The organism is Bacillus sp. FSL K6-2869 (assembly GCF_040869405.1).
Classification (GTDB): domain Bacteria; phylum Bacillota; class Bacilli; order Bacillales; family Bacillaceae; genus Bacillus; species Bacillus altitudinis.
In genome coordinates, this window is sequence record NZ_CP152035.1 from 953,500 (window position 1) to 965,602 (window position 12,103).

Here is a 12,103-nt window from a genome sequence, read left to right on the forward strand (position 1 = left end):
AACACATTTTAGACAAAAACTGTTCGAGAAAGTGCTAAATGTGACAACATTTAAAACATGTATTATAAATATTGCTTTTATACGTTGTCTTCCATTACGATAAAGATGTATTTAAAATACATCTTTTGAAAGAAGGAATAACGATGTTATCCACAGATCAAATGAATGCCATTAAACAATCAGCCCCTCTTCTAAAAGCTGAGGGAACAAAACTTGTGACAGTTTTTTATCAAAATATGATTAGACAGCACCCAGAGCTACTCAATCAGTTTAATAAAACAAATCTCATGAATGGAAGCCAGCCAGAGGCGCTTGCCGCAACACTCTATCAAGCTGCACTGCACATTGACCGCTTGGCAGACTTGCTTCCTGCTGTGAAACAAATTGCCCATAAGCATGTCAGTGTCATGGTGAAAAAAGAGCAGTACCCAATCGTCGGATATCACCTTCTTGAAGCAATGAAAGAGGTATTTGGGTTATCAGAGGAAGATGACACATTGTTGGCTTGGAAGGCTGCATATGACATCATTGCGAATATATTCATCACCATTGAGGCAGAAATGATGGCTGAAAATGTGAAACAAACTGGTGGATGGGCAGATGTCAAACCGTTTATTCTGAAGAAAAAGAAACAAGAATCTCCATCACTCATTTCCTTTTATTTAGTACCAGAGGATGAATCTGAGCTACCAATGTATGAAGCTGGTCAATACATTACGGTGCAGGTAGATATGCCGGGTGAAGCCTATGTATGCAGCAGACAATACAGTTTATCAGATCAATATCACCCATCTTACTATCGCATCACAGTGAAACGAGATGGGCATGTCTCCACATTCCTGCATGATGAAATGGAAGAAGGCGATGTTCTTCACGTCAGTATGCCGCAGGGAATGTTCTGCTTGCAAGATGACACAAAAGAACCCGTTTATTTGATTAGTGCCGGTTCTGGTGTCACACCAATGATTGGTTTAGTGAAAACAGCGTCGCATAACAATCAGCCATTCACGATGATTCATGCAGACAGACTAGAGGATGTAACTGCTTTTGAACAAGAGTTTGAACACGTCCTCACTTCATCTCCAGAGGGGCGTATTATCCTTTGTAACGAACAATTTGAAAAGAGTATAAAGAGTGAGCTGGTTGAGAAGGTGGCTACGCGGATTGACCGACCTTTCCTTCAATCAGTCATTGGTGAAGGAAAAGGCCAATTTTATGTTTGCGGTTCCCCAGCATTTACTCAAGAGATGATCCTTATTTTAAAAGCGTTGGACATTCCAGAAGAGAATATCCATTTTGAAGCGTTCGGCGGGCAGTCCATGAAAGAGATGGAAGTCGTCTAAACAACTGGCTGAACATCATGTTTTTTTAGGTACGCTCATATAGTAGGGATAAGTCCGATGAGGAGGGATGGTTTCCTTGAGCGTATCTGAAAAGCGTCTTTTACAACGAGCCATTGATGAAATTACAGAAATTGCAGAAGGATTTGGTCTGGATTTTTATCCGATGAGGTATGAAATCTGTCCCGCGGAGATTATTTATACATTCGGTGCATATGGCATGCCAACACGATTTAGCCACTGGAGCTTTGGAAAGCAATTTCACAAAATGAAGCTTCATTATGATTTAGGATTAAGCAAAATTTATGAGCTGGTGATTAATTCAAATCCTTGCTATGCCTTTCTCCTTGATAACAATTCGCTTGTTCAAAATAAACTAATTGTGGCTCATGTCTTGGCACACTGCGATTTCTTTAAAAACAACTGCCGTTTCCAAAACACAAAACGAGATATGGTGGAAAGTATGTCAGCGGCAGCAGAGCGAATTAAAGAATATGAACATATCCACGGTACAAAAGAAGTCGAGTCCTTTTTAGATGCTGTATTGGCATTGCAGGAGCATATTGATCCGTCGCTTGTTCGTTCAAAATTAAGCTGGAATCTCGACGATGAAGATGAATATGAAGAGGACAAACCAAAACGTCATACGCCATATGATGATTTGTGGGGAATGGATGAACCGAAAACACGTGAGAAAAAGAAAACGATCAAGCAATTCCCACCAAAGCCAGAAAAAGATATATTGCTCTTTATCGAGGCACACTCCCGGGAGCTAGAGCCTTGGCAGCGGGATGTGCTGACGATGCTGAGGGAGGAAATGCTCTATTTTTGGCCACAGCTAGAAACGAAAATCATGAATGAAGGCTGGGCATCGTATTGGCACCAGCGGATTATGCGTGAACTTGATTTAGATTCAAGTGAATCGATTGAATTTGCCAAATTAAATGCAGGTGTCGTGCAGCCATCTAAGACAGGAATCAATCCTTACTATTTAGGGCTGAAGATTTTTGAAGATATTGAAGAGCGCTACGATCATCCATGCGAGGAATTGAAAAAAGCAGGAGTGACGGAAGGGTCGGGTCGCAGTAAAATGTTTGAAGTGCGGGAAATTGAATCAGACATTTCTTTTATTCGAAATTACTTAACGAAAGACCTTGTGATGAGGGAAGATTTGTACTTGTTTCAAAAGCAGGGGAGAGACTATAAAGTCATTGATAAAGAATGGAAGGCAGTCCGTGATCAGCTAGTCAGCATGAGGGTCAATGGCGGTTTTCCGTATTTGACAGTCATCGATGGCGACTATTTAAAAAACAATGAACTCTATATTAAACATTGGTATGAAGGCATTGAGCTCGATCTCAAATACTTAGAAAAGGTGCTTCCATATTTGTATCAGCTATGGGGAAGAAGTGTGCACATCGAGTCAGTTCTTGAAGGAAAAGAAGTGATGTTTTCATACGATGGAAAAGGGGTTCATAGGAAGTATCTCACTTAATGATCAAAAAAGATGTCTACGAATAGACATCTTTTTTTGTGATTAGCACTTTATTGGTTTTTCAGCAGTTTGAAAATGTGTTTCGCTTGATCTGTATTTTCCATGAGCCCTTTTAGCTGTTCGCTTGTTGGCCCATAAGCATAAAATGGTACTTCATCCCCTGTATGACCCGATGTGGTCCAGCCTGTATGAGACCTCGTATTGATGACTTTTTCGATGGCATCATCAATTTGAACAGGATCTTTTGTTTCAGCTGCCTTTTGAATAGAGGCGATTTCCTCTTTTGTGAAATCAAGGTCGATGTATTGTTTAAGCGCAGTCTCGACCGTCATACCCCCTACAATTTTGTTTGCAATGAAATCAGGTGTCTTTTTTGCTGCTTTGACAGGCTGATAATCCCAGCTGCCCGAGCCGTCTGCCCCGAAGGAAAGGCCGCCAGTTGAATGATCTGCTGTCGTGATGACTAACGTGTTTTTATCCTTTTTTGCGAAACGAATGGCTTCTTCAAATGCTTTTTCAAAATCTTTCATCTCACTCATTGCACTGACAATATCGTGGTCATGTCCAGCCCAGTCAATTTGACTGCCTTCAACCATGAGGAAAAATCCTTTTTTGTTTTTAGACAGCTGTTTGATGGCTGAGGATGTCATGTCTTGCAAGGAAGGGGTCGTTTTATCACGATCAATTGCTTTATCGAGACCACCGTCAGCAAAAATGCCTAACAATTTTTGCTGTTTGTTTTTTTGTAAGTCCGCTTTATTGGTTACGTAACGATAGCCTGCTTTTTGAAATTCTTTCGTCAAATCACGATCTTTGCGGACAAAATCGATCAGTCCTCCGCCAAGCATGACATCGACTGTATGCTGTTTGCCAATTTTCTCATCGAAGAAATCATCAGCAATGGCTGCTGTGTTTTTTCTAGAAACATCGTGGGCGGCATACGCAGCAGGTGTCGCATTGGTTAATTCAGATGTGACGACAAGGCCAGTAGACTTTCCTTTGCGTTTTGCTTCTTCTAATACTGTTTTTAGTTTTTTGCCATTTTTGTTTACACCAATGGCGTTGTTGTATGTCTTTTGACCAGTTGCCATGGCTGTCCCAGCTGCTGCTGAATCAGTAATGTTACTTTTAGAATCATCAGGGTATGTTTTATGCATGCCAGTGAGGTAAGGGTCAAACGCTGTTTGCTTGGAAAGATCACCGTTGTGTTTAAATGAGCGGTAAGTTGAAAGGTAAGGTGTTCCCATGCCATCTCCAATGAGCACGATCACATTTTGTACGTCATTTTTTGGTTTCTTTTTAGCCTCAGCTTTGTCAGCCTGTCCAAATTCAATTCCTGAAAAAATACCAATCGATAACACTGATGCGGCTGCGATTGCAGCTATTTTCGTTTTCGAGCTTTTCAACACACTCATTCATTTTGCCTCCTCATTGTTTATGTATCGCTCTCACGTTTACAATGGTAGAACAGAAGTGTGGATTCCAAATGACAGCACCGTAAAGTTCACTTTAAAATTGTAAAGGTCCACTTTACATAGAATGAACCAAAAAGAGAAATGAATGTATGATTTATCTATGACAAGATGCATTTGTTTTGTCATGATTGTGTAATAAAAATGAAATAAAAAGAACCCTAAAAAAAAATATTTTTTGCCGAATTAATAAGCATAATGTCGTAGGAAGTCAAGACTATTTCTTCTGGTATTCGATCCTTATAATAGAAAGTAGATAAAAATTCGGATCACGATAGATACATACAGGAGGAACAAATGAAAAAACAATTGATCACAGCTGCAAGTGCAGTTCTACTTGGGACGACATTATTTGCCGGAGCTGCCTCAGCACAATCAGTAAAGGTTCAAAAAGGTGACTCTCTTTCTGTTCTAGCGAAAAAATACAAAACAACCGTGAGTAAGATTAAATCAGACAATAAACTGAAATCTAACACGATTTATGTTGGACAAACCTTAAAAGTGAATGGTACTTCTTCAAAAAAGGTAACGAAAACATCAAAAACAACAACAAAAGTAAAAGCGTCTTCAACGACAGCCACTCATAAAGTTGTCAAAGGAGATACTTTATCTAAAATCGGCAAAAAATATGGAATGACAGTGAAAGAGCTGAAATCGTTAAATAAACTCAAAACAGATCTGATTAAAATTGGACAAAAGCTGAAAGTGAAAAAGACATCCAAAGTGAAACCAACACCTGTCAAAGAAAAAACAGTTGCTACTTCTTCTTTAAATACGTCTAAACTCGTAGCAGATGCGAAAGCACAAAACGGTACACCATATAAATGGGGTGGAACGACACCGAAAGGCTTTGATTGCAGCGGTTTTATGTGGTATATCATTAACAAACAAACAAAGATTTCAAGACAAACGACTGAAGGTTTTTGGGGATCAATGAAAAGCGTTTCAACACCTAAAGTTGGAGATTTTGTCTTCTTTACAACCTATAAATCTGGCCCATCTCACATGGGTGTCTACCTTGGGAACAACAAGTTTATCCACGCTGCTTCTGATGGTGTGACGATCAGCGATATGACTTCAAGCTATTGGAAGCCAATTTACCTTGGCGCAAAGACATTTGTAAACTAACATCATCTAGAGACTGCTTATAAAGCAGTCTCAAATTGTTGACAAAGGGCTAAAATGAACTTTATTTTAGCCCTTTGTCTTCTTTTTTCAGCGTGATAGAAAACCTTTGCAGTCAATGAAAGAAAATAAAAATGATATCATAAAAAAGCCCATGCTGCTTGGTATTAGCCAAGTAACACGGGCTTTTTATCTAATGAGTTTTAAAAACCTAATTGAAGATCGACATCAATCGAGACGATCGCATAGACACAAACGATGACAAAAATATTCAGAACGACGCCTAGGAAACCTGGTCCAGTGCGGCCTTTTTTAATGAACAGTTCAATCACACCGAATGGAACTGCGGCCATTGCAAAAGGAAGCATTTGAAACGAATAAAATGTCACATTGCTAATAATGGCGAGGTTCAGCATGAGCAGCGATAAAATAGCGGTGCCGACCGAAATCCAGCCAAACACATTATGCTCTTTAAAGATTCTTACCAATTCCATAATTCCACCTCGCTCACTTTGGCCGTTTTAATGCGTTTTGTCTTCACAAATTTCTCTATTTCTTTAGAAGGACCTGTGACAACAGAACCGTAAACCGTGACACCATTTTGATTGATGTAGCGTATTCGGTTAGAGAGGTCAAGTTCAGGTCTGCCAGAGATCGTTTTTGCCCAGGATGGATGCTGGTTGACATAGGCGAGGGCATCTTTGAACTGATCAACCTCTGTTTTTGATGTGTGCTGAAGCTCTTTTAAAAATTCAGAGTCTTTCCCGGGAAAACCGATTGGACGCTGATTTCCACTTAATGAATCTTCTGTTTTTATCGCATTCCAAAGCACTTTCATATCATATTTTTTAGCAAATGAATACACGTCTTTCGGTGTGTATGCTTTGTCATAGGATACATACACTTCACTCACTGTTCCTTCAGGTAGCTTGTCTAGAGTAGTGAGTGTTTGTTTTTTAGATGTATCTGCCTGAGACGAAGGGTGCGTAAAGAAATCCTCCGTATTACGTGCGCTGTCTCCATAATAAGAGATCGTAGGCTGCTTTAATTTATCGAAAAACATTTCGATTTGTTCACTGCCGATGGCTTCTGTTTTATTGCCAATTTGTTTTTGTAGCTTAAGTTCTGTGTTCATACCAAACAGTTTGACTTGCCCTTTTAAATCCTTCATATCAATGGCGACATTCGGTTTTGTTAGGGCGACTGTTACAGCGGCCGTTTCCATAAAATGATTGCCTTTACTGTCTGCTCCGCCAACGCCGTAGTATAGATAACTACCTAGTGTACAAAGCGGTAAAATAATCAGTGTAGATATGACAGCAAGCACAGAAATACGTAAATAGGACTTTCTTTTTCCGTATTGTAAAATGGCTTTTTGTTTTTCAGGACTGATGGAGAAGTCTGTCCAATCTGAGTCATTCAGTTCTTGGCTTAAGCGTTTTTCATTTTCTTCGAGCTCTTCTTCAAACGCCATCATTTCTTCTTCATTCATCTCGCCATTATTATATTGTTCCCATCGCTTATTAAACTCTTCATTCATCATTAACACCTCTGTTATATAGTGCTTTTAGGCGCTGCCTTGCACGAAATAAAACACTTTTAAAATTTGCTTCAGTAATATTCATGACCTTGGATGCTTCTTTGTAATTCAGTTCTTTTAAATAATACAATGTCAACGCTTCCTTGTAGTTATCTGGAAGCTGCTCCAAATACATGTTGAGGACTTCTTTTATTTCAATCTGTTCAGCGGGACTTTGTACAGACGTTTGTAAAAGGCCGCCAATGAGATCATCCGATATGGTCACTTCTTTTTTATGTTTCCTGACATAATCAATAAAAGCATTTCGTGCCACCTGAAATAACCAAGGTTTCACTTTGCTATGGTCGTAGGAATGAATATGTATATAAGCACGCATAAAGGTTTCCTGCAATAAGTCCTCTGCCAAATGTTTGTCTTTTGTCATGGAGAGCAGAAACCTGTAAACATCGTTCATATACATTTGATAAATTTCATCGATCGTCACTGATTTTTCTCCCCTCTATGTTATACACGCATAAGAAAGGCATAAAGTTGCACGAAACTTCTCATAGGCCGTACATTACTCATCTCTTTCACCGAATCAAAATCATTTCTCCTTATCATAGCGAAATTTGCATCATTTATAAAGTGTTTTCAATAGAACAAATCAGGAAAAAAACTCAAAAAACGACAATTTCGGACACATTTCTTCCTCTATTCTCTCCTAAAAACACATGCTTGAATACAGAAGGAGCGGTCATCTTAAGTGAAAAGATGATTTTAGTGAACCGTCTCTATTTTATCAGCAGGAGAAAATTTTTAGTACCAGGTAATAAAAAATTTGTTATAATAGAAACAAATCCTTCATTCTTCAAACAAAGGAAGTGCACTATGTATAAATTTTCAGGCTATACCGTCAAAGCATTTTTTGCTCTCCGAGGCGGAATCAAAGTATATCAAAAAGAGAATCTGCCAACAGATCGGGGGTTTGTCATTGCTTGTACGCATGAGGGTTTTGTGGATGTTCTTGCATTAGGCGCAGGAATTCTTCCGTTTGAGATCCACTACATGGCGAAAAAAGAATTGTTTGCAAATAAATGGATCGGCGGATTTTTAAAGAAGATTCATGCTTTTCCAGTTGATCGAGAGAATCCTGGGCCAAGCAGTATTAAAACGCCCATTAAATTATTAAAAGAGGGGAAAATCGTTGGGATTTTTCCAAGCGGAACACGTACAACGGAAGATGTTCCTTTAAAAAGAGGGGCCGTTACGATTGCGCAGCTCGGCAAATCACCAATCGTACCAGCAGCGTACAAAGGACCTTCTAATGCAAAAAGCCTTTTTAAGAAGGGGAAAATGCGCTTAATCATTGGTGAACCGATTGAGCAGTCTGAATTTGATCATCTGCCGCCAAAAGAAAGATTAGGTGCGATGACAGAAGTATTAAACACAAGAATCAAAGAACTTGAAGCTAAGTTAATCGAAAAGGGATAAAGAAAACGACCACTTGCTAAGGCAAGGGTCGTTTTTTTTCTTAAGAAGCGCCTTCTTCAGCTGCTTCTAATAGTTGTTCGTTTAGTTTTTTGACTTCGATGTATGCCACATGGTGTCCATCGACTTCATTAATGATAAATTCATAGCCTTGTTCACGAATCGCGTCATTTTTCTCGACTTCATATTTTTGTGTAAGGAACCAGCCGCCGATTGTGTCGACTTCTTCGTTATCAAGTTGAATACCTAGTAGCAGGTTGACTTGATCCACAAGGACCTTTCCATCAAAGATATAGTGGTCTTCTCCCAGTTTACGCACTTCGTTGATTTCATCAATATCGAATTCATCACGAATTTCACCGACGATTTCTTCAAGGATGTCTTCAACTGTTACAAGTCCTGCTGTACCGCCATATTCATCTGATAAAATGGCCATGTGTACACGCTCACGCTGCATTTTAAGCAGTAGATCATGAACAGGAACTGTTTCAATTACATGAATAATCGGGTTTACAAAATGTTCGATCGTATCACTTGTGGAACATTCACCACTAATACATGCAGTGAGTACTTCTTTAATATTCACAACACCGATGATGTTGTCTTTATCGCCATCTTCAATTGGATAACGTGTATATTTCTCGACTTTGGTCACTTTCAGCATTTCCTCAATCGTAATATCGTGCGGGAAGCTGACAACTTCGGTACGAGGAATCATAATTTCTTTCGCCAGACGGTCATCAAATTCAAAAATTTTATTCACATATTTGAATTCAGACTGGTTAATCTCGCCGCTTTTATAGCTCTCTGATAAAATAATCCGCAATTCTTCTTCAGAGTGCGCCATGTCATGCTCAGAAACTTGCTGAAGACCGAACGCTTTTGTTAACAAACGAGCAGATCCATTTAATACCCAGATAAAAGGGAACATCACTTTGTAAAAAATCATAAGCGGTCTAGCAAATAGAAGGGACACTTGCTCAGCCTTTTGAATGGCGAGTGTTTTTGGTGCAAGCTCTCCAACCACGACGTGTAAAAACGTCATAATACTAAACGCAATAATAAAAGTGACAATATGACTGGCTGATTGAGGAATCGACAGCTCTACAAATAGTGGAGCAAGCATATGCGCAATTGTTTCTTCCCCTAACCAACCAATACCAAGGGCGGTAATGGTGATACCGAGCTGACAGGCCGACAGATACTCATCAAGGTGAGTCGTGACATGCTTGACAGCAACTGCTGTTTTATTACCTTCTGCGATTAACTGATCAATTCTTGAGCTTCTTAAGCGAATGATCGCAAACTCTGATGCAACGAAAAATGCGGTTAAAGCTATAAGCAAAGCAACTATAAGTAAATTAACTATGTCCAATTAAGGCCTTCGTTCTGACTTTGAGAACGAAGGTAACACCTCCTGTTTAGTAAAAATTTTAACTTAACAGCAGTAAAAATGATTGGACAGCCGTCATTTTTTCAGGAGTAAGCTGCTCTTTTAGTTTTTCACGTTGTTCTGGCTGAAGCTGCTTACAACGTGCCAAAATGCGGTCCATATGCTCATTCATCCGATCGATATCAGAGGTTAAATGGACAAGTTCATCAGGATCTTCCTTTTGAGAAGGGAATTGTTCATCTAATCTGGATTTGATGTCAGAAAGAGCCAATCTCTGCTGTTTGCAAAGAACGATTAATTGTAATCGTTTTAAAGCATGTTCATCGTAATAACGATAATTAGAGCAAGATCTAACAGGCGCAAGCAACCCTAGATTCGTATAATAATCTACAGTTCGTTTCGTCACCTGTGCAATCTGTGCTAGTTCACCAATACGATACTTTTTCTCAGCCCCATCTGAACATCTCCTCCTAACCGTCACGTTATAGTTTATGAAAATAGTTTAATATAATTCGAGTCTGAAATACAAGATAATTGTTCAGATTTCCTGCCAATATGAAGAAACAAAGGGCATTTCCATCAATTTAGGTTGTCATCTCTAAAATACTGTAGCGATACAGGAATTTTCAGATTATTTATGGTAAGATAAAATGAATACCGTTTCATATATATGTAGAGAGACGGATTTTACGTGAACCGGAGGTGGTTAAGTGGGGCCCTCAAAGTAGTCTTATTTAATCAGTTAACCGTTTTGCAAAAGACAACATCATCAATCAGGAGGTGACTCCTTGTTCTTCTAAGAAAGAGCAAGGTTAAATGGACGATATTGTTAATCTGAGTATAGTCGGAGTTTTGATTGCTTTAACAGCTTTCTTTGTTGCATCTGAATTTGCCATTGTAAAGGTGAGAAGTTCAAGAATTAATCAGCTTGTTGCCGAAGGGTCCAAAAAGGCTATCATGGCGAAAAAGGTGACATCAAGGCTAGATGAATATTTGTCAGCCTGCCAGCTCGGTATTACAGTGACATCCCTTGGTTTAGGGTGGATCGGTAAACCGGCAGTAAAAGAACTTTTAGTTCGAGGTTTTGGTTTGACAAACATTCCTGATTCAGCAATCAGCCTGATCTCAGCAACACTTGCGTTCTCTATTATTACCTTTTTGCATGTAGTTGTTGGCGAGCTTGCACCAAAAACACTTGCCATACAAAAGGCAGAAAAAATGACGCTTTGGCTGTCAGGACCGCTGCATGCATTTTATATCCTTATGTATCCTTTCATTTATGTGTTGAACGGGTCAGCCCGTGTGCTAACGAAAATGATGGGTATCGATATGGGGTCTGAAAAAGAACATTCCCATTCCGAAGAGGAATTAAAGATTTTATTATCTGAAAGCTTAAAAAATGGGGAAATCAACTCATCAGAGTATAATTATATGAACAAGATATTCGATTTTGATAATCGAATCGCAAGAGAAATTATGATACCGCGAAGAGAAATTTGTGCGATTCCAGAAGATATGGCGTTAGACGAAATACTGGCGATCATGACAAAGGAAAAGTACACACGCTTCCCCGTGTTTTCAGGGGATAAAGACCATGTCATTGGCATGCTCAACAAAAAGCAGCTCTTTGCAGATATTGTGTATCAAGGAGAAAAAGATCAACTGAAGCTTCAAGATTATATTTATCCAGTGATTGAAGTGATTGACACGATTCCAATTCAAGAGCTTCTCGTCAAGATGCAGCGCGATCGAATGCATATGGCGATTTTAACGGATGAATATGGCGGGACATCTGGACTTGTCACAACGGAGGATATTTTAGAAGAAATTGTTGGAGACATTCGAGATGAATTCGATGAAGATGAGCAGCCTGTCATTCAAAAGAGAGCGGAGCATCATTATATATTAGATGGAAAAGTGAGATTAGAGGAAGTTCAAGATTTGATCGAAATGTCATATCATGATGAAGAAATTGATACGATAGGCGGGCTAATCTTAAATGAGAACATTGATATCCGAGAAGGACAATCCATTTATCTTGATGATATTCGGATGAAGGTCTTGGAGATGGATGGACGCTATGTGAAAAAGATCGACCTGAAAAAAGGCGTCACATCATCAGAAAAAGAAAATACACGCACAGGGCTTGATATAAAAGAGCCGCTGTTAGTAAATGAAATGACCTTGAGCGAAAAATAAGCTCAAGGTTTTTTTAGGTATTTAGCCTCTTTTTTAAGAATATATGTTCGTATATAATAAGAACAAACG

11 protein-coding genes are annotated in these 12,103 nt (G+C 39.1%); 5 read left to right on the top strand and 6 right to left on the bottom strand.

What is annotated here, in order from left to right:
* The first annotated feature begins 143 nt into the window (after positions 1-143).
* A complete protein-coding gene (locus MHI58_RS04760) occupies positions 144-1,343 on the top strand; it encodes a globin domain-containing protein (RefSeq protein ID WP_045034839.1) in 1,200 nt (399 codons plus the stop codon).
* A gap of 76 nt (positions 1,344-1,419) precedes the next feature.
* Positions 1,420-2,835, top strand: coding sequence for a SpoVR family protein (locus MHI58_RS04765; RefSeq protein ID WP_045034840.1), 1,416 nt, complete (start codon positions 1,420-1,422; stop codon positions 2,833-2,835).
* A gap of 50 nt (positions 2,836-2,885) precedes the next feature.
* On the opposite strand, the gene MHI58_RS04770 is transcribed toward MHI58_RS04765, so the two are convergent.
* A complete protein-coding gene (locus MHI58_RS04770) occupies positions 2,886-4,250 on the bottom strand; it encodes an alkaline phosphatase (RefSeq protein ID WP_041507529.1) in 1,365 nt (454 codons plus the stop codon).
* Positions 4,251-4,604: 354 nt separating this feature from the next.
* Here MHI58_RS04770 and MHI58_RS04775 point away from each other — a divergent pair, with 354 nt between their 5' ends.
* Positions 4,605-5,435 (top strand): C40 family peptidase, encoded by an 831-nt coding sequence (locus tag MHI58_RS04775; protein WP_007497097.1) that lies wholly within the window; start codon positions 4,605-4,607, stop codon positions 5,433-5,435.
* A gap of 200 nt (positions 5,436-5,635) precedes the next feature.
* Here MHI58_RS04775 and MHI58_RS04780 read toward each other — a convergent pair whose 3' ends face one another.
* From MHI58_RS04780 to MHI58_RS04790, 3 genes are read right to left on the bottom strand one after another with little or no spacing between them, the layout of a single operon-like run.
* Complete coding sequence (locus MHI58_RS04780; protein ID WP_008348984.1) at positions 5,636-5,926, bottom strand: hypothetical protein; 291 nt, start codon at positions 5,924-5,926, stop codon at positions 5,636-5,638.
* Positions 5,914-6,972 carry an anti-sigma factor gene (locus MHI58_RS04785; protein ID WP_024719964.1) on the bottom strand — a complete coding sequence of 353 codons (1,059 nt, stop codon included), beginning with the start codon at positions 6,970-6,972 and terminating at the stop codon, positions 5,914-5,916. Before MHI58_RS04785 ends, MHI58_RS04780 begins: the two co-directional genes overlap by 13 nt.
* Positions 6,965-7,456 carry a sigma-70 family RNA polymerase sigma factor gene (locus MHI58_RS04790; protein ID WP_008348979.1) on the bottom strand — a complete coding sequence of 164 codons (492 nt, stop codon included), beginning with the start codon at positions 7,454-7,456 and terminating at the stop codon, positions 6,965-6,967. The genes MHI58_RS04785 and MHI58_RS04790 overlap by 8 nt, the downstream gene beginning before the upstream one ends.
* Before the next feature lie 386 nt (positions 7,457-7,842).
* Here MHI58_RS04790 and MHI58_RS04795 point away from each other — a divergent pair, with 386 nt between their 5' ends.
* The gene (locus MHI58_RS04795) at positions 7,843-8,445 is read left to right on the top strand and encodes a 1-acyl-sn-glycerol-3-phosphate acyltransferase (RefSeq protein WP_045034841.1); all 603 of its coding nucleotides are present in this window, start codon (positions 7,843-7,845) and stop codon (positions 8,443-8,445) included.
* Positions 8,446-8,485: 40 nt separating this feature from the next.
* On the opposite strand, the gene MHI58_RS04800 is transcribed toward MHI58_RS04795, so the two are convergent.
* A complete protein-coding gene (locus tag MHI58_RS04800; RefSeq protein WP_007497105.1) occupies positions 8,486-9,817 on the bottom strand; it encodes a hemolysin family protein in 1,332 nt (443 codons plus the stop codon).
* Between the two features lie 58 nt (positions 9,818-9,875).
* Complete coding sequence (locus MHI58_RS04805; protein ID WP_008348973.1) at positions 9,876-10,316, bottom strand: MerR family transcriptional regulator; 441 nt, start codon at positions 10,314-10,316, stop codon at positions 9,876-9,878.
* A 335-nt stretch (positions 10,317-10,651) separates the two neighbouring features.
* Here MHI58_RS04805 and MHI58_RS04810 point away from each other — a divergent pair, with 335 nt between their 5' ends.
* Positions 10,652-12,034 (top strand): hemolysin family protein, encoded by a 1,383-nt coding sequence (locus MHI58_RS04810; protein WP_045034842.1) that lies wholly within the window; start codon positions 10,652-10,654, stop codon positions 12,032-12,034.
* Positions 12,035-12,103: the final 69 nt, after the last annotated feature.